This window comes from Parasphingorhabdus halotolerans (assembly GCF_012516475.1).
GTDB classification, from domain to species: domain Bacteria; phylum Pseudomonadota; class Alphaproteobacteria; order Sphingomonadales; family Sphingomonadaceae; genus Parasphingorhabdus; species Parasphingorhabdus halotolerans.
Genome location: NZ_CP051217.1, coordinates 1297010 through 1315153, shown reverse-complemented (window position 1 = coordinate 1315153; position 18144 = coordinate 1297010). Strand labels below are relative to the sequence as shown.

The window sequence follows — 18144 nt, the reverse complement described above, 5'->3', positions numbered from 1 at the left end:
GTCAAAATTCACCCGAATCACTTTTGCCGCCGGGCTTTGGTGATCCTGCGCCCGTTCCTGCGCCGAGTCCTTCGCCATCGCCTGCTCCAAGGCCGTCTCCGGCCCCTTCGACAACACCGGCGCCTGGGCCAGTCGCAAATAGCGGACAATCCAGTTCGGGGTCGACTGGCGCGATTGTTCGTGATCCTGGTAATGTGCCCGATATCGCACTGCGTCCGCCGTCCGCCTTACTCGATATGGATTTGGACACGGATATCGGTGAGCTGGATGACTTGTTGCAGGCGCAATATTCTCTGTCTCCAGGTCAGCGGCGGTCGATGGCGCAGATCGGTGTCCTGGCCCCAGAGTCAGGTGGTATTTCTACCGATGGTTTTGGAGAAGAGGGCGGCGAATATCTCACCAGCCTGATCAAGGGCATTCGCGGGCCTATCGTATCGCGCTGGAGTTCGATTTTGTTGCGTCGCGTATTGCTGAGCAAGGTCGACAGCCCGGCCAATGTGAATCCGGCGGACTGGGTTGCCGCGCGGGCCTGGCAGTTGCTGCGCATGGGTGAGGCTGAAGCTGCAAGGTCGCTAGTACTCAAGGTTGATGGCGATAACTTCACTCCGCGGCTCTATGAAGTCGCGATGCAGGCGCATCTGGCAACCGCCGATCCAGCGGGAATCTGTCCTTATGTCCCGGGCGGATTGCGCGCCAGCGATGCACCAACCTGGATCATGTTCAGGCCGATATGTGCCTCTTTGCGGGGTGAACAGACGGCAGCTACATCGTTGTTGAGGGCGGCAAGGCGAGATAAAGTTGCAACTGGCATAGATTATTTGCTGGCCGAGAAAACTATTGGTGCCGGTTTTGATGGTCGGCGGGCGGTGACAATCAAATGGGAAGAAGTCGAGAATTTCAATAACTGGCGCTATGGTCTGGGCAATGCCACCGGCGTCGAGCCGCCAGACCGTCTTTATGCCCTAGCAGGCAATCATGTTCAGGGCTGGCGGGTAAGCGCGCCGATGTTGGCGATAAATTCGCGACTTGATGCTGCCGATACGGCTAGCGCTCTTGGCGTTCTTTCGAATCGCGCGATGGTTGATCTCTATTCCGCGGCTTATGATGATCCCGATGTTAGTGATGACTGGAAAGCGCAGGCTTCCATGCTGCGGCAGGCCTATACATCCGGGACGTCAAACGAGCGTATTCAGGCAATGAAGGCGCTTTGGAACCGCTCCAACAATAGTTTGAAGTCCTATTCGGCAACGATTCTAACAGCGCGGGCGGCGGCACGCATTCCCGCTGCCGAAGAGTTGGTCGAGGATGTTTCGGCGTTACTCGCTTCCATGCTGTCTGCCGGTCTCGACCGCAATGCGGCGCGTTGGGGAAAAATAGTCGAGGATGGAAGCGATGGCTGGGCGCTTCTAGCAGTGGGTGCTCCGGAAAATACTGTCGCTGTTGATTATGGTGCGCTCGACGATTTTGGTGATCAGGACGAGACCGACGGTCAGCTCCGAAGCAAACTGCTATTGGCAGCTGTTGCAGGGTTGGGACGTGCCGATACAGAAGCTGTGGCCGATTTTGCTTCTGATCTGGAATTGGACCTGAACAGAAGCTCTCGCTGGACAAAAGCTATACAATCCGCCTCCCGGCGCGGGCAGGTGGGTACCGTAGCTGTCTTGGCCGCAGTTGGAATGCAAGGGCGAAACTGGCGGGATATGTCGCCGTTGCATCTGTTTCATGTCACGCAGACATTAACACGCGTTGGATTGGAAGCAGAAGCGCGGATGATCGCTGCCGAAGCATTGTCGAGAACCTGACCTTTCCAACGGTCTGCCCGATCATTATAGCTATCGGTTGATGAGTAGCGATGCCGCCTATATTGACCGTTTTCTGGAGATGATGGCTGCGGAAAGCGGTGCATCTGCAAACACATTAGCGGCCTATCGCTCTGACCTAGAACAAGCTTCCATCCATTCCATGGGGAAATTGTTCATGGCCGACAAGAAGGCGTTGCTGGACATTGCCCATGCCTGGCGCGATCTAAAAAATAGCAGCTTGTCTCGCAAATCTTCAGCGTTGCGGCGATTTTTCGGTTTTTTGGTAGAAGAGGGTTTTCGCGAAGATGACCCTTCCAATGCATTGCCACGGCCAGCTAGCCAGCGCGGTTTGCCAAAAATATTATCGCATCTGGAAATTGCGAAACTGTTTGAGACCATAGCCGAAAAGCTGGCATCCCCGAATTCCAGACCCAATGATGTGCGATTATCAGCATTGCTTGAATTGCTGTACGGATCTGGTCTGCGAGCAACGGAACTGGTTTCATTGCCGCGCAAGTCATTGGCTTCTGATCGTCCGTTTCTGATCATTACCGGAAAAGGTGGCAAAGAACGGTTGGTACCGATCTCGGATCGCGCAAGGCAGGCTGTTGCAGCCTGGTCCGATCTTGTGCCTGTTGAAGAGAAATATCTTTTTCCCTCTCGAACCGGTCATATCAGCAGAATCAGATTGTTCCAGATAATCAAGGAATTGGCGGCACAGTCGGGTCTGAACCCGTCAAAAATCAGCCCCCATGTGTTGCGCCATGCCTTTGCCACGCACCTGTTGGAAGGTGGAGCAGATTTGCGGGCGCTACAGACTCTGCTGGGACATAGCGACATTAGTACAACCCAAATCTACACCCATGTGGATAGTGCCAGGCTGGTGGAACTGGTCAATAAACGGCATCCGCTGGGCCAGAATGAATTTGGCGAAAAATTCCGCCGCAACTTCCCGCGTTGACCTTATCCTTCTGCGGTTCTAATCAAATTTCATGACAAGTTTTCTTGATTTTGAAAAACCGATCGCCGCGCTGGAATCGCGCATATTGGAACTGCGGGACACCGCTGATGAAGGCTCTCTGGATCTGGAATCAGAGATTGAAAAGCTGCAATCCAAATCGGCCAAAATGCTCCAGGACACCTATGCGAGACTGACGCCGTGGCAAAAAACACAAGTCGCGCGTCACCCGGAGCGGCCGCACTTCAAGGATTTTATTGTCGGCCTGTTCGATGAGTTTGTTCCCCTCGGCGGGGACCGTAATTTTGGTGATGATCAGGCCATTTTGGGCGGTTTTGCTCAACTCGGTGATCGCCGCGTGGTCGTTATCGGTCATGAAAAAGGTCAGGATACTGAAAGCCGGTTGCGCCACAATTTCGGCATGGGAAAACCCGAAGGATACCGCAAGGCTATCCGCTTGATGGATCTGGCGGACCGTTTCTCCTTGCCTGTGGTGACATTGGTCGACACATCCGGAGCATTCCCCGGCGTTTCCGCCGAGGAGCGGGGGCAAGCCGAAGCCATCGCGCGGTCTACGGAAAAATGTTTGTCATTGGGTGTACCAATGGTTGCAGTTATTGTCGGTGAAGGCGGTTCTGGCGGAGCGGTTGCATTGGCGGCGGCCGAACGGGTGCTGATGCTGGAGCACGCAGTTTATTCGGTTATTTCGCCCGAAGGCTGTGCTTCTATTTTGTGGCGGACCGGCGACAAGGCTGATGTCGCTGCCGATGCGATGAAAATTACGGCCCAGAACCTTCTGAAACTTGGCGTTATCGATCGGATTGTCAACGAGCCGGTAGGTGGAGCGCATCGGGATCCGGCGTTATGTATTGCCAATCTTGGAAAGGCGATTGGCGAGGAGCTGGACGCACTTTCAGCGATGGAACGCAAAGAATTGCGGTCGATGCGCCGGGAAAAATTTCTCAAAATTGGAACTTTGTAGGTTCATCAGAGTTTGTTGATTTGAGCGTAACTGGCAGTCAGCTATGCATGATTTTACAGTCGTTATGCTTTCGCTCGGCGGCGTGCTATCGTACCATGGCTTGATGTTGGGGGTTTCGTTGGGAGCTCATTAGGAGGGTCGTATGAAAAAACTATCATTAAAAACGCTATATACATGTACTGCACTGGCATTGGTCGGATGCACCGGTTCCGGAGCTGAGGCAGTGGAATCGTCCGGCTCTGAAGCCGCAACGCAGCAGGGCGAACGGCAATCCATATCTGCCGAAGACAAGAAAAAGGGCGCTGAGGTTCATCCGCAACTGGTGCAGGAATTTGGCGGAGCCTATACTGGGTCGCAAGTTGGTTATGTGGTTCGTGTCGGGCAGGATATTGCAGTGCAATCAGGCCTCGGCGATGCTCGTAGCGATTTTACCGTCACCCTGCTCAATAGCCCGGTAAACAACGCATTCGCGATTCCCGGCGGTTATGTTTATTTGACTCGCCAACTTATGGCATTGATGAATGATGAGGCGGAAATGGCCGGTGTTCTGGGCCATGAAGTCGGTCATGTGGCCGCTCGTCACAGTCAAAAACGCCAGAAAGCGGCAACTCGCAACAGCATTTTGGGCATTTTGGGCCAAATCGGCTCGCAAGTGTTGCTCGGCGACTCGACACTGGGCCGTTTGGGTTCGGAAGTATTTGGCAAAGGCAGCCAGCTCCTGACCCTGAAATATTCCAGAAAACAGGAATATGAGGCTGATGATCTGGGAATTCGCTATCTTGCGTCAGCAGGATATGCACCGCAGGCGCTCTCCACGATGCTCGAATCACTGGCGGCGCAATCCGCAATTGATGCCCGCGCTGCCGGACGCGATGCGCGTAGCGCGCCGGAATGGGCCAGTACCCACCCTGATCCTGCCCGCCGCGTTTCCCGTGCGGCGACCAACGCGGGCAAGTTGGGCGTAACCAGCGGCAAGCGCAATCGTGACGCATTTCTGCAAAACCTCGACGGAATATTATATGGTGATGACCCGAAACAGGGCGTCATAGAAGGCAATAATTTCCTTCATCCCGATTTGAAGCTGAAATTCGCGGTGCCCAATGGCTTTAACATGCAAAATGGGGCCAGCGCTGTCACGATCAACGGGTCATCCGGTCAAGGTCAGTTTACGACAGGTGCCTATAACGGAAATATGACGACCTATATTGACGCAGCCTTTAAAGCGCTGGTTGGTGACAAAACGTCTGTGCCTTATGGTGAAATCCAGCGCACAACGGTCAACGGTATTCCAGCGTCGTATGCGATTGGTCGGGTGACCAGCGGCAATCAGCAGCTTGATGTGACTATATTTGCTTATGAATTTTCGAAATCCAGCGCATTCCACTTCGCGACAATTGTACCTGCCGGCGGTACTGCGGTTTTTTCTCCGATGTATCAGAGCGTGTCCCGTATGTCGGTTTCGGAAGCTGCCGGTATAAAACCGCGGAAGATTGACGTGATAACCGTCAAGCGCGGTGACACCATTGCTTCATTGTCCAGCCGGATGGCTTATAAAGACTATCAGCAGGATCGTTTCTTGGTGCTCAATCGTCTGCGTTCTAATTCTACGCTTCAGGCTGGTGAAAAAGTCAAAATTGTTACTTACTGAAAACAATCAAGATTGTTTCAGGCACAAAAAAAGACGGCAGCCACATGGGCTGCCGTCTCATTTTTAGCTAAAGCTATATCTTACTTGTTTGCAAGACCTGAAGCCATATCGTTGTCAACTACTTTGAAAGTGTTTTCCAAGGTGTTGCCGAGGCTACCCATTGCAACAATAGCTGCAACAGCAATAAGAGCAGCAATCAAGCCATATTCAATAGCCGTTGCGCCTTCTTCATTCTTAAACAATTTACGTACGATTTTCATGTCTGGTCTCCTATAATTGACAAACTTCACTTACCCAGTCGAACCTGTAATTTGGTCCAACATTCAACACACTAAGAGAGATTCCTTTATAAATGTTTAAAGGTGCTACCTATTTGGTTTGGACTGCGGATACCTTGTTGGCAGTCTCATTCCACATATTGCCTGTAGTATCGCCAACATCACCAATCGCTACGATTACAGCTATGGTTAGCAATGCCAATATCAGGCCATATTCAACGGCTGTCGCACCCTCATCGGAAAGATATAATTTTTGAAAAAATCGAATCATATCTTTCTCAACACGGATAAAGTTCTACTAAGTTGCGAACGAGACTGATTTCCCAGAATTATATTAACAAATCCCTTATACGGCGAAAAAAAATGGAAAAAAATCCGACAGATGTCTTCGTTGTGGCGGCCGCCCTAGTCGATAACCAGCGGGGCGTGCTGGTTCAAAAACGGCCAAAGGGCAAGCATATGGCGGGCTTATGGGAGTTTCCCGGCGGAAAAATAGAAAAAGGCGAAACACCGGCGACGGCGCTGGCCAGAGAATTGCAGGAAGAGCTCAATATATCCGTCCAGGTCACAGATTTGGAACCGGTTACCTTCGCAAGTGAGCCACTGGAAGGCAAAAATCTGCTGTTATTGCTCTATGTTTGCAAGTGCTGGTCCGGTGAGCCTGAAAGTCTGGAAAATTCCGAGCTGCAATGGGTGATGCCGGATAAACTGGAAGAATTGGACATGCCGCCCGCCGATGGCCCGCTTGTTGATCGCTTACGCAAATTGCTTTGACCGGCAAAAGGTTGGGATATCACTTTTGATTGAGCGCCGCTTTTAGAGACATTTTTCCGCTGCCGCGCGTCGCCGGTTTGGGTTGGTCAGGGTGAGGAGCCCAACCACACAAATATATGATCTCAATTTTCTCGGTTACTTTTCCATCGGCCTCCAGACGATCATCAAAACCTTGCTTCGCCCGTAAATAAGTTGTTCTTTGAATGTTGTGAGTCTGCTGCTTGAGCACATTGCTCCCGCCAAAATTGCGGATATCCTCGATAAGCTTTTCAATGGAGCCATATCGCAGCTCTAGCGAATCGCTATCAACAACCGGCAATTGCAGTCCGGATCGCGACATAAGATCACCCATCGTGCGAATGTCTATTTGCGGATGAACATGGGGCGCAATCCGGTCCCCTTCTGATTCCATCAGAATTGCCTTGAGCGCTGTCAGGCTTTCGGCACCGATAAAGGCGGCAAGAAACAAACCATCCGGTTTTAATATTCTGCGGGAAAGGACCAATGCGCCGGGGAGATCGTTGACCGTGTCCAACGTGCCGATGTTGATAATCAGATCAAAACTATGATCTGCAAATGGCAACCGGTCTTCGTCGCATTGTACATCGCCAATAGATTGCGCGGTCCGGAAACTGGCGTCGGTTGCGACACAAGCAATCGATTTTGCTTCCAGTTGTTTGCGCAGAGTTTTCGATGCTCCACCGATTAATAGGCAATTGCTGAAATCTCTCTTCACCAATGACAGTCGTTCAAGCAGTTCGTCAGCCATCATTGCCGATAGGAAGTCCTCTCCCCTTGCGGCGCTAAAGGCGCGGTCACGCACAAGTCTCCTGCGAGATCGATCAAATATTTCTGGGTTGCTGGCATCGGTCATTATTTGGTCTTGTGCCGACCAATAGATGGAGCGACAAGGAGAAATGGCATTGATATCCGCAATATTAAAACCAGCTCTGGATTTCGCGTTGCCGCCGCGATGCCCCATATGCGGGATATTGGTAGATAATGACAATCGCTTTTGTTTGGGTTGCTGGCAAGAGTTGCGATTTCTGAGTGAGCCGTGGTGCGATTCTTGCGGTGTGCCATTTGCTTTTGAGCGAACGGTTGGATCGGTATGTCTCAATTGCCTTGAGCATCGGCCGGCGCATGACGGCGTGAGAGCCGTGGTCGCATATGACGATCATTCGGCGCAATTGGTAACGCGGCTTAAATATGGTGGCAGGTTAGGTCTGGCCCGGTTGATTGCCGAGCATCTGGTAAAATTTTCGCTGGCGGTACCAAGAGACAGTGTGATCGTGCCCGTGCCACTGCATCGATGGCGCTTGTGGTCTCGTGGTTTTAATCAATCGGTCTTGATCGGCCGGACATTGGCAGAGTTTACCGGGCTATCGCTGGAATTAGACGCAATCTGCAGAAAGAACGCAACACCGCCGCTATATTCCAAATCAGCCAAACAGCGCCAAAAAATTGTGAAAGACGCTTTTACCATGCCTGGTAGTTCGCGCGCATTGATTGCGGGAAAGACTATAGTCTTGGTGGATGATGTCTATACCACGGGATCAACCTCGAACGCATGTGCCAAGGTCTTGAAGCAGGGCGGAGCGGATAAGGTGCTGGTGTTCTGCTGGGCTCGGGTGCTGGCGGGCGAAGATACGATCTAACTTTGCCGAAGGATTATCATTTGTGCAGTTGCAAAATTTCGAGAAGCAACCCATTTGTGAGTAGCGATAAAAATAACGGAACAAGCTGATGGCTAAAGTTGAAATTTATACCAAATTCACCTGCGGGTTCTGCCATCGGGCGAAGTCCTTGCTTTCGGGCAAGAATGTGGAATTTGAAGAAACGGACATCACCATGGGCGGTGCAAAACGCGCTGAAATGTTGCAACGCTCCAACGGGCAGAGCACGGTCCCGCAAATATTTATCAACGACAAGCATATTGGCGGATCGGATGATCTGGCGGCGCTGGAAGCCTCTGGGCAGCTGGATGCCTTGTTGGCGGGATAATGCTAAAAAATATTGCCCTCGCGCAGATGCGTAGCGGAATAGACCCCGCAGCCAATGCTGCAACCTTGGTGGAATATATCACTGAAGCGGCTTCCAAGAACGCTGATATAATTTTTACACCCGAGATGTCCGGGTTGCTGGACCGTGACCGTGCTCGGGCGGCGCAGAATATTGTGCGCGAAGAAGATGAACTTGTGCTCGCTCGCGCACGGGAAGCGGCATCGCAGCATGACATTTGGGTAGCACTTGGCTCGCTGGCGATCCAATCACCGACAAGCGACAAATGGCTCAACCGCTCGTTTCTCATTTCGCCGACCGGAGAAATTGTCGCACGCTATGACAAGATCCATTTGTTTGACGTCGATCTCGACGGCGGTGAGAGCTGGAGAGAATCGGCGGCTTATGAAGCTGGAGGCAAAGCTATAATAGTACCGGTTGGGCAGGCGCTATTGGGCCTGTCAATTTGCTATGATGTGCGATTTGCCAGCCTTTACACCGCATTGACTGATGCTGGTGCCAATATTCTAGCGGTTCCTGCGGCATTCACTGTGCCTACCGGTAAGGCCCATTGGAAGACATTGCTAAGAGCAAGGGCGATCGAGGCTGGCGCATTTGTGGTGGCTGCGGCGCAATCGGGTAAGCATGAAGATGGCCGCGAGACTTACGGTCATTCATCGATAATTGATCCATGGGGCCGCGTACTGCTCGATATGAAAGATAACCTCGGTGTCGGGATATGTGAAATTGATTTGGCTGCGGTCGCCGAAGTGCGCGGGCGTGTGCCAGCTGTCGCAAACCGGCGAGGCTTTGTGCTGGGAGAAAACCCGCAATGATTGTGTTTGATCTCATTTGTGGCAATGCCGGTCATGGCTTTGAGGGCTGGTTTGGCTCGTCGAGTGACTATGAAGACCAGCGCACACGCGGCCTGATTGCATGCCCGCTGTGCGGCTCAACCGCTGTAGAGAAAGCGGTTATGGCTCCAAATGTCGGTTTGAAAAGCAATCAGACTTCAGCGATAGCGACAAAGACCAGTGCGTCCGCTGCTCCAGAAGCTTCCGCGCCAACTGAGATGGAACCGATGAGCAATGCGGTGCAAGTGCCGCCAGAATATAAAGAGCTCCTGATTAAGCTTGCAAAAGCACAAGAGAAGATTCTGGAAAAGTCAGAGTGGGTCGGCCGTGAGTTTGCTGAAACGGCCCGGGCTATCCATTATGGCGAAATGAAAGAGAAGCAGGTTCACGGCGAGGCATCACCTGATGAAGCCGCTGCGCTGGAAGATGAAGGTATCGCCGTCGCGCCGTTGCCCATGCCTTATATTCCGCCAAAAAATAAAAATTGAAGCTGGTTTGCGCAGGCATCAGGCGTTAAACGGCTTTAGGTCAGCGCCCGTAGCTCAGTCGGATAGAGCATCAGATTCCTAATCTGGAGGCCACAGGTTCGAATCCTGTCGGGCGCACCATTAAATTCAATGACTTATCAGGAAATTTGTGAAAGCTTGATGGGCTTAGGCTCGGCATAGGCTCGTAACAACCTGTGGTTGGATCCAAATTTTGGGCAGATGAAGATTCTGAGACTGGAAAGGCTGAGTTGCAGTGCATAAAAATCCAAGTAACCGAATACCAATCGGACGAGAGTTGAACACACATTAGGTTCAATAGGTGTGATATTTAGCACCTTATTTACTCACAAAATATGTGTATAATGGAAAAATGAAAAGAAAATTTAGAACGCTAGGCGTGTTTTCGAAAAAGAGGTGCGACGGTTCTCAGATCGCGGGTGATCAAATGAGCGAACTGTACAATGAGCTAATAAACAAGGGTTTTAGAGAGACGCGCTGGCAATATATATTTGAAGGTCAGATTGGCGGTCTGGTCTTTCCTTACAATGATGGGCGCAATGAAGTGCATGTGCGGTTCTATAGCGACAGGATTTTTTCTGAGTATGAGGTAGGTCGATCTAGTTTTGCACATTTTCTGGGTCCGTTTTTGAACGCCAATCCATTTCTGTTAGATTTATTAAAAGACTCTGTGAGCGATGACTCTTATGCGCTATTGGGTGAATACACTAAACAATATCGTTTGAAGGACGAGGAAAATGCTCTGGAAGATTGGGATTATCAAAAACAAACTCCTATCGGACCAGCAAATCGTGAAGGAAAAAGGTATTTACTAAATTTTGAATTAGCAAACAGTCTGGGAAGATTTTTCCAATGGAAAGCTGTGGTGCCGATTACTGGAGTTATGATTTCGGTCTTTCTAGGCCTAGGCCTAGGCCTCCCTGTGTTTTTAGTGTCCCTATTATTGGTTCTTTTTATATATTCAAAATTGCCAGCAATGGGTTGCCCGTAGCAAAAAATGGGGCTGGAATTTCTACTTCCGTCAACGCTTCAGTGTGCATTATTTGTCGCATTCATTGTGATGTTTCTCAATTCGTCAGTAATGGTTCCGCCTAGCGAAATTGTGTGCGGAATACTCGGGTATGCGGCCGCTACTTATGGCTACGACTGGATGCTAATTGCACTTGCTGCAACTTTCGGAAATCTATCCGGGACAGCAGTTTGGTTCCATTTAGGGCGGTATCATAGACAAAGGTCTATTTCAGGCGAGCATCTGCTTGCAGAGAGGTCTTTCAGACGACTCGTTCGAAGAACATCGGATAAAATCGTAATCGTATTTGAGCGCTACGGGTGGGCGCCTGTGTTTTCTCTACGGTTAGTTCCATTGATCAGATCGATAATCTCGTATCCAGCAGGGCGGAGTCAGCTTAGCGGTATTCAGTTTTATGTAGCGAGTTTCCTAGGGATATTTATTTGGTGCATCTTGTGGGTATGGGTAGGCTATGGTTTTGGTCCAGAGGTTGAAAGATTGCCGTTTCTCTTAATTGCGTTTATGATCGCAATCGGTGGATTTTTTGCATGGTTTATTTGGACGACTAAACGCAAGTATATCGGTAGTGATAACTAAATATGATTAAGAAATTTCATGAACGACAATCCAATGGTCGCGGATATGCAGTATTCTTGGTACTTGCATTTGCTGCCTCATATTTGATCGTTATGTTTGTACCAATGACCTACGATCTTTTGAATCAGGACATCTATGTTGCAGCGGAGAAAAGTGACAATTTGGTGATCCAAGAATACTACTCATTAGTTGAAAGCTCTTTGAACCGAGAATGTGCTAAAGAGGCCCCTGGCAAGGGGTTTTGTTCGACAGAGCAAATATTTCGTTTTTTGTCTGACAAAAAGTTGATTTCACTAGACTATGTTTCACAAATGAAAAATTCGATAAAAACTAATGTTTTTGAGTTCAGTTGGAAATCATTGATTTTTCTAATCCCCTTTGCGCAGGAATCTATTTCGCTGCAAAAGCTCCCTCTACCAGCTTTCGATTTCTTGGTTTTGTCTCGCTTTTTATCTTGTCATTGATATGCTTCCACCTGCTTGTAGATTTGCCTCATAGAAATACAAAATTTTACTACATTTTTGGAACTGTGTTTTCGATCCTTCTGGCAATTTCTGACTATCTACATAGGTTAGAAATAAATCCAGTAATTTTCCAAGCCAAAGAGCGTACCAGACTTGAGATTTTGGGAAAAATATATGAAAAATGGACTTCAATATTCCAATTTTCGTTAGGCGTTTTAGTAGCTGTTGTAGGAACTGTTTCATTCACAGTTTTGAGCTATATCCGAATTGTGTTTGGCGAAAGTTTCTCATTCTACCCCTTGCTGGGTATCGTGGTATCTATCGTATTCATCGGAGTCCTCTTTTACTGGGGGATACTGAGAAACATAGTTCTGATTCAGAAAGAACTCGAAGAGCAAATGGCCAAATAGGTTTTGTGCGCAGCATTGGATGGATCACACTATGAATCGTACCAAGGTTTAGTTTTTTCAATCAACAGATGACCCAGCTCCAAAATTCTGTCTGTGCCAAACAGTGCGTTTGTTCCTCGAACTTTGGTTCGATCTTCAATCCGAGACGGGTCACCAGAGGGGGTGGAGGCAAGATTTTGCACCTCCAACAGCCAATTTTGTGGCTCTAAATATACGTTTTTTCCAATCACGACGCGGTTCGATGTGGTGATTTCGACGATTCTTTGTTTTTGTCCTCGATCTGCCATTTCGTGGCTCTTTTGCAGGCTTTTTGTCAGTTCGATGATACTCCGTAGGTGTGCGGCTTTAGCGGTGTAGTTTGCGGCTGAAGATTGTTCTTTTTGCAACGTTTCTGCTTCCAGCAACAATCCCTGCTTGCGTTCATTGAACGTGTCCTTGTCGATCATGCCATCAACCAGCGCGTCGGTGAGACGGTGCTGTCTGGCCGCCAGATTATCCTTCCGTAATTTCAAACCAGTATCTTCGTCACTGTGCTGGGCTTTTTCCACCCAGCGCTCAATCGCTGCGATAGCGTCCTTCGCATTAGCTTCCGTCAGTTCCGCTTGCGATAAGCAGGTTTCGATAGCGTCCACCAAGACGTCCTCACGCACCGTCTTGGTGTCGCAGTCACGAGCCGGGCAACGATAATATACAAACTGCTTTTGTTTCTCTGGCACCATCGGCCCCGCACACAAGCCGCACCGAAATAGCCCTTGGTAGGTGTGATTGTGTTTGGTGACCTTTGGTCCCGCTTTGCCCGATTTTATCTCCTGCACCCGTTCATAGAGGGCAGGGCTAATCAATCGTTCGTGGACACCGGGAAAAGATTTGCCAGTGCGCTTAATACGGATGACACCGGTATAGAACGGGTTATCAAGTAGGGTTTCAAGGCCGTGGAGCGATAGTCTGCCACCAACGCGATTGGTGAGGCCCATTGCTTGCAGTTTCGGTAACAGTGTCTTCATTGAATATTGTCTGGTGGCATAGAGTTCAAAGGCTTGTTGCAAGAGTGAAGCTCGTTCTGGATCAAGGGTCTTTGCTTGCCCTCGACCAGTATCGATATAGCCAATCGGTGCGCGAAACGGATACAGCCCCTGCTTCAAACGACCGTTCATACCCTTTAAAGTTTCTTCTCGCAGATTGCGCACATAGTCCGCAGCAATCACGGCTTGAATCTCGGCGGTGAGACGACCACCACGGGAACGGAAATCAAGGCTATCGACGGCGGTGTGTACGTCTATTCCTGAATCGATCAGTTCACCAATCTTGGCGTACTCGGTTAGGTTTCTGGTCAGCCGATCCAGCTTATGAATTATCAGGGCGTCAGCTCTACCTTGCCTGAGTTCCTTGACCATGCGGGTGAAGATCGGACGGCCACATTTGGCGGCAGTTTCCTTTTCTTCAAACCAATGAGTGATACTGAGATTCTGACGACTCGCAAAATCAGTGATAGCTTCTCGTTGCGACTCCAGACTGACACCTTCACCTTGTCTTAGTGTGGAGACGCGAATGTATGCATAACACCGCTTCATAGCTGATCTTGGTTAGTGGACTCCGAATCTAGCACATTCTCGGGATTCGTCGAATCGTCCGGCCATGGCCAAGTGCCTTCTCGCACCCGGCGTTCGTAGATTTCTCGACATATTTCTAAGTATGCAATCAGGCGTTCATCCATCCCTTAAGGGTATGTGACGGACAGCGCTTGTCTAGTCCGCCTAATATGCTCCAAGTCGATATTTATCCCCGGCGGTGTGGTCTAATTTTATCGGGCTGTCTGAATGGACAAGCAAGCGCACTAGCGAAACGGAATATTCTGTATTCGAATAATAAGCGGTCTAGACAAGCCAGTTTTTTCCGTGAGACAATTCCTTCAAGACAAACTTCAGCAACCGCGACCGTAACTGACCACCTGACGCGCTATGCCTCGACCAGAAGTACGTTAGTACTTCTGGACTCAAGTGGCTTCTAGCGGGTCGGGTGTGGCCAGCGATAAGAGGTCGCGGTTGCTGGCATGCTCCGAAGCTTCGATTTTTGCAATTAGTTGAACTACCGCCCGACGGGCGGACTTCAGAATATTCTTCTTTTAACAAAAGAATATTCTGAAGTCGCGGAAGGACTAAGGACAATTTGGTTCGACTATGAGCAGGTATGCGCTACTGTGTGTGGGGATTGGAAATCAAGCTTTATGGGGATAGAGGTGGAAGGTCTGTATCCCCATCCTTTTTGACTAAAATCTGCAACGTCAGATTGTATGCACCTTCTAGCGGACCACTCAATTCAAGGTCATTTCGTTCAAGCGATAATTGCCAATGTTCAATTCGGAACGAAAAAGTTTCCATCTTTTCAAGCGCGGTTAGCTGTTCGTCAATGTCCGACTTTTGCAGTGCATGAAGCAACAGCACCTGGCTCATTGATTTGAAGAGATCGAGCGCTTCGCTCGCATCATCAATGGTGTCAATGCGTACCCTGAGCTTCAACGAAGTTGCAGCAATCTCGCCGCCTTCAATGAAGTAGCTGATTCTGTTTTTAAATAGCGCGTTGCCAATTTGGAACGTATCTGAACTCGCCATCCATTCGTCCTCGAAGCACCAGTGGTAGTCGCGCATGGTCAGTGGTGAAGACTGGAGAAACTTGAGCGCAGCGTATGGAGACCAACCATCTTCGGCAGCAATTTTCGGCGGATTCATTTCTCGTTCGCGCACCTTGCGAATTTCTGAAAATGTTTCGTCCAACTCTTGTTCGTTGGTAGGCCTCCGCCTCTGTACTAGCTGCTTCCAGCGGTTAAGAAAGTCAATATTCCAGCCGAATTGACGAACAGCTTTCCATTTGGCTCGCTTTTTCAAACTTGTATTTTCAAGCCAGTGGCCGAAGCTAGTAAACGCGCTTTCGTAGGCAATATAACGGCTCAAGAGAAATAGGAATGGTAGGAAGAGTAACGAGAGCAGAATTGGCAACGAGAAGTCGAGTGCGACACCCAATACTGAAATGGTTTCCCGCTCCGTAAAAGTTTTGATGAGACTGTATAAAAAGGCACCAGAACCGGCGGCGATCAAAATGTTCTGCAACCATCCATGCAGCTGTTTGTGCTCCGGTTTGAGTTCTGCCACAGCTGACACTCCTGCTATCACAATCACAATTGGTAAAATCAGAATTTCCACAAGCAAAGAAAAGCTGTGCATTTCGGTGATGAATAAGAACACCACTGTGAAGGTGAATAGGTCGCGGACCAATTTCCGAAACACTCGATCATCGTTGCTGCGACCAATAACTTCAAACATTGCGACAAAGGCAAAGGTGAGTGTCCATTCGATGGTTGAAGCCAGTTGCTCGAATGACCAAAGGCCAATCAGTTTAAGGCAGGCTACGTTGCCCGTGACATACAAAATAGCTGAACCAAAGGTGGCAATGAGTTTAGGTTGGAAGAATGCTTTGATAAAGCGGCCGATAGATTGGCGAAGTTCGCTTTTCAGGCACATCAAAGCAATGGCAAAAACTATCCAGATTATGATGGCAAGCTGGCGGTTGCTTAATTGCGTGAGAAATTCGGTCATGCCGTTAATTATAGCGGCTGGGTAATTATATTCCCTAGATATGTTTCAAAATTTTCTACCGCCTCCCTCATCTCTTCCAAATAGCTATGCCGATTATATATCGCCGCCACGCCACTGATCGTACCGGACACGTGGTTGAGTAGCTTTTCAGTGACATGAATCGGCGTACCAAGCTGCGCCAAAGTCGAGCTATACGTCCGGCGAAGATCATGTAGCACATATGGCTCCACACCTTTTAAAGTTACGTCAAACGCGCGTTTGCTTTTGCTCCAACTATTGAAGTTACTGGCACCCGACTTGCGACCCGGAAACACAAAGTCGCTACCAACGTGTTCCGGTAGGTTTTTCAAAACCTCCGCCACTTGCTCACCATATGGCAGCACATGCAAGCGGCGGTTCTTGGTGAAATTAGCTGGAAAAGAAATCAGACGCTTGTCTTGATCAATCCATGACCAGCGCAGTCCGCCAATCTCACCGCGTCGTTGACCGGTCAGGGCGAGTAGCTGCACAATCGGGCCGTAAGGCCAAGGGCAATCGCAGGCTTTCTTGTATATCTCCGCTAACTCTTCTGGCTGCAGCACACGTTCACGGGATCGTTGTCTTGAGGGCGGTTGCATCGAGATAATCGGGTTGGACGACAGATACTCTTCGCGCACCGCCCAATTCAAAAACACCTTCATAGCCACGAAGGCATGACGCTGTTCTGATGGGGTGTCTTTCAGTCGGTTCAATTTCGTTTGGATGTCAGCGCGGGTAATTTCATTCAATCGCTTTCGACCAAAGGCAAAGTGTGTGGTCAGCATACGGCGATACTCGGACACAGTTCCGGGACGATTTTTGAGGGAGCTGGCTTCTAGGTATAGCGCCAGCGCCTCCAAATACGGCGGAGACGGACGTTTATCAATCAAACCGAGAGTTAGTCCAGCTTGCAGTTCTTTGGCTTTGTCTCGGGCCTGTTTGAGCGTGATGGCTGGATAGCGACCGATGGTGAAGCGGCGGCGCTCCACACCATGCACGACTACAAAAGTTTTGGTGCCACCTTGAGAAATACGAACGCCAAAGCCGGACATGGAAGCATCCCAATAGGTGGTTTGTCCCTTCTTGGGGTTGGACAAAGCTCGGATGGAAATATCAGTGAGAGCGTGGCTAGGCATCTTAGGCTCTCTATAGGCTCTTTGAATGTGTGGGTAGGGGTGAAAATCAATGTTCACCTAAATTCAATTTAACTATCTGATATTTAATATAAAAAAGTGATATATCAGCTTGTCTGAAAAGCTATGTTTACTACCTACAGCAAATTCCTAATCTGGGGGCCACAGGTTCGAATCCTGTCGGGCGCACCAATTTATTGTGACGATCCCATAATCGATAACGGATATTGAAAGCTGGATCCTCGCCGCTAACCCACTTACTGACCTTTCAATATCACTCCTCCGGCGTTACACTTGGACATGACAGAAAAAGCTCCCATGACCTATGCGCGGTATCTCGCGCTTGATACGTTGCTTTCAGCGCAGCATCCCCGATCAGAACAAGATGCGCCCGAGCTGGATGACGAGATGTTGTTCATCATCATCCACCAGACCAAAGAACTTTGGCTAAAGCAGATTATCCGCGAGTTGCACCTGGCCAAGCAGAAAGTCGCGTCCGATGCGCTTGTGCCCGCTTATAAGGCGCTAGCGAGAGTGAGCCGGATACAGGCGGTGATGACGCTGAGCTGGGATGTACTCTCGACGATGACGCCGAGCGATTATACCCGGTTCCGTCATGTTTTAGGGCCAAGCTCCGGCTTTCAATCGGACCAGTTTCGTACCGTCGAATATCTTCTGGGACTCAAGGATAAGGGTTTTTTGAGATATCAGGATGACCGGCCCGAAGCGCAGGCAGCGATGCAAAACGCACTGAATGGTCCCAGCGTCTGGGATGATGCAATTGCCGCTCTGGCGCGCAAAGGTTTCGATATTCCAGCTTCTCTGCTGGAGCGCGATTTCAGCGAGGCTTATGTTCCCTATACAGAAGTCGAGGATGCGTTTCTTGCTGTCTATCGGGATCCCGAACAATATTGGGAGCTTTATCAGCTGGCCGAGAAACTTGTGGATCTCGATGATGCGATGGCAACTTGGCGCCACAAACACGTGTTGACGGTTGAACGGATCATCGGCGGAAAAATGGGAACGGGCGGCACGGCTGGCGTGTCCTATTTGCAGTCTACGCTTTCAAAGCGCGCCTTTCCCGAGCTTTGGTCTGTGCGAACGCAGTTATAGGACGCAA

The 18144-nt window shown here is 49.7% G+C and carries 20 protein-coding genes, 1 tRNA gene and 1 pseudogene; 15 read left to right on the top strand and 7 right to left on the bottom strand.

What is annotated here, in order from left to right; all coding sequences use genetic code 11:
• Position 1 precedes the first annotated feature (1 nt).
• Positions 2–250 carry a hypothetical protein gene (locus HF685_RS06320; protein WP_168818780.1) on the bottom strand — a complete coding sequence of 83 codons (249 nt, stop codon included), beginning with the start codon at positions 248–250 and terminating at the stop codon, positions 2–4.
• On the opposite strand from HF685_RS06320, the gene HF685_RS06315 reads away from it, so the two are divergent.
• From HF685_RS06315 to HF685_RS06300, 4 genes are all read left to right on the top strand, one after another.
• Positions 237–1802: a type 1 glutamine amidotransferase family protein gene (locus HF685_RS06315; protein WP_168818779.1), complete on the top strand. Its 1566-nt coding sequence runs from the start codon at positions 237–239 to the stop codon at positions 1800–1802. The genes HF685_RS06320 and HF685_RS06315 overlap by 14 nt on opposite strands.
• A 40-nt stretch (positions 1803–1842) precedes the next feature.
• A complete protein-coding gene (locus HF685_RS06310; RefSeq protein ID WP_168818778.1) occupies positions 1843–2763 on the top strand; it encodes a tyrosine recombinase in 921 nt (306 codons plus the stop codon).
• 31 nt (positions 2764–2794) lie between these two features.
• Complete coding sequence (locus HF685_RS06305) at positions 2795–3742, top strand: acetyl-CoA carboxylase carboxyltransferase subunit alpha (protein ID WP_168818777.1); 948 nt, start codon at positions 2795–2797, stop codon at positions 3740–3742.
• Positions 3743–3884: 142 nt separating this feature from the next.
• Entirely contained in the window at positions 3885–5390 is a 1506-nt protein-coding gene (locus HF685_RS06300; RefSeq protein WP_168818776.1) for a M48 family metalloprotease, read from the top strand.
• 80 nt (positions 5391–5470) lie between these two features.
• Here HF685_RS06300 and HF685_RS06295 read toward each other — a convergent pair whose 3' ends face one another.
• Both HF685_RS06295 and HF685_RS06290 read right to left on the bottom strand, forming a co-directional pair.
• Positions 5471–5650: a Flp family type IVb pilin gene (locus tag HF685_RS06295; protein ID WP_168818775.1), complete on the bottom strand. Its 180-nt coding sequence runs from the start codon at positions 5648–5650 to the stop codon at positions 5471–5473.
• Between the two features lie 109 nt (positions 5651–5759).
• On the bottom strand, positions 5760–5939 hold the full coding sequence (locus HF685_RS06290; RefSeq protein ID WP_168818774.1) for a Flp family type IVb pilin: 180 nt from the start codon (positions 5937–5939) through the stop codon (positions 5760–5762).
• A 92-nt stretch (positions 5940–6031) separates the two neighbouring features.
• On the opposite strand from HF685_RS06290, the gene mutT reads away from it, so the two are divergent.
• Positions 6032–6442 (top strand): 8-oxo-dGTP diphosphatase MutT, encoded by a 411-nt coding sequence (gene mutT, locus HF685_RS06285; RefSeq protein WP_168818773.1) that lies wholly within the window; start codon positions 6032–6034, stop codon positions 6440–6442.
• Positions 6443–6461: 19 nt separating this feature from the next.
• On the opposite strand, the gene HF685_RS06280 is transcribed toward mutT, so the two are convergent.
• Positions 6462–7265, bottom strand: a complete 804-nt coding sequence (locus tag HF685_RS06280; protein WP_246218782.1) for a methyltransferase domain-containing protein — start codon at positions 7263–7265, stop codon at positions 6462–6464.
• Positions 7266–7341: 76 nt separating this feature from the next.
• On the opposite strand from HF685_RS06280, the pseudogene HF685_RS16320 reads away from it, so the two are divergent.
• From HF685_RS16320 to HF685_RS06240, 9 genes and pseudogenes are all read left to right on the top strand, one after another.
• Positions 7342–7509: pseudogene (locus tag HF685_RS16320) on the top strand (double zinc ribbon domain-containing protein); the annotation flags it as partial.
• A gap of 93 nt (positions 7510–7602) precedes the next feature.
• Positions 7603–8100, top strand: coding sequence for a ComF family protein (locus tag HF685_RS06275; RefSeq protein WP_246218857.1), 498 nt, complete (start codon positions 7603–7605; stop codon positions 8098–8100).
• An 88-nt stretch (positions 8101–8188) separates the two neighbouring features.
• A complete protein-coding gene (gene grxC / locus HF685_RS06270; RefSeq protein WP_168818770.1) occupies positions 8189–8446 on the top strand; it encodes a glutaredoxin 3 in 258 nt (85 codons plus the stop codon).
• Positions 8447–8472: 26 nt separating this feature from the next.
• A complete protein-coding gene (locus HF685_RS06265) occupies positions 8473–9279 on the top strand; it encodes a carbon-nitrogen hydrolase family protein (protein WP_246218781.1) in 807 nt (268 codons plus the stop codon).
• Positions 9276–9785 carry a DUF1178 family protein gene (locus HF685_RS06260; RefSeq protein ID WP_168818768.1) on the top strand — a complete coding sequence of 170 codons (510 nt, stop codon included), beginning with the start codon at positions 9276–9278 and terminating at the stop codon, positions 9783–9785. The genes HF685_RS06265 and HF685_RS06260 overlap by 4 nt, the downstream gene beginning before the upstream one ends.
• Positions 9786–9828: 43 nt before the next feature.
• Positions 9829–9905: transfer RNA gene (locus HF685_RS06255), tRNA-Arg, on the top strand.
• Positions 9906–10230: 325 nt separating this feature from the next.
• A complete protein-coding gene (locus HF685_RS06250; protein ID WP_211051404.1) occupies positions 10231–10794 on the top strand; it encodes a hypothetical protein in 564 nt (187 codons plus the stop codon).
• Positions 10795–10800: 6 nt separating this feature from the next.
• Positions 10801–11409 (top strand): DedA family protein, encoded by a 609-nt coding sequence (locus tag HF685_RS16705; RefSeq protein ID WP_168818766.1) that lies wholly within the window; start codon positions 10801–10803, stop codon positions 11407–11409.
• 349 nt (positions 11410–11758) lie between these two features.
• The gene (locus HF685_RS06240) at positions 11759–12283 is read left to right on the top strand and encodes a hypothetical protein (RefSeq protein ID WP_168818765.1); all 525 of its coding nucleotides are present in this window, start codon (positions 11759–11761) and stop codon (positions 12281–12283) included.
• A 29-nt stretch (positions 12284–12312) separates the two neighbouring features.
• Here HF685_RS06240 and HF685_RS06235 read toward each other — a convergent pair whose 3' ends face one another.
• From HF685_RS06235 to HF685_RS06225, 3 genes are all read right to left on the bottom strand, one after another.
• The gene (locus HF685_RS06235; protein WP_168818764.1) at positions 12313–13854 is read right to left on the bottom strand and encodes a recombinase family protein; all 1542 of its coding nucleotides are present in this window, start codon (positions 13852–13854) and stop codon (positions 12313–12315) included.
• A 651-nt stretch (positions 13855–14505) separates the two neighbouring features.
• Positions 14506–15873 carry a hypothetical protein gene (locus HF685_RS06230; RefSeq protein ID WP_168818763.1) on the bottom strand — a complete coding sequence of 456 codons (1368 nt, stop codon included), beginning with the start codon at positions 15871–15873 and terminating at the stop codon, positions 14506–14508.
• Positions 15874–15881: 8 nt separating this feature from the next.
• Positions 15882–17027 (bottom strand): tyrosine-type recombinase/integrase, encoded by a 1146-nt coding sequence (locus HF685_RS06225; protein WP_168821324.1) that lies wholly within the window; start codon positions 17025–17027, stop codon positions 15882–15884.
• 315 nt (positions 17028–17342) lie between these two features.
• On the opposite strand from HF685_RS06225, the gene HF685_RS06220 reads away from it, so the two are divergent.
• On the top strand, positions 17343–18137 hold the full coding sequence (locus tag HF685_RS06220) for a tryptophan 2,3-dioxygenase (RefSeq protein WP_425500177.1): 795 nt from the start codon (positions 17343–17345) through the stop codon (positions 18135–18137).
• The last annotated feature ends 7 nt before the right edge of the window (positions 18138–18144 follow it).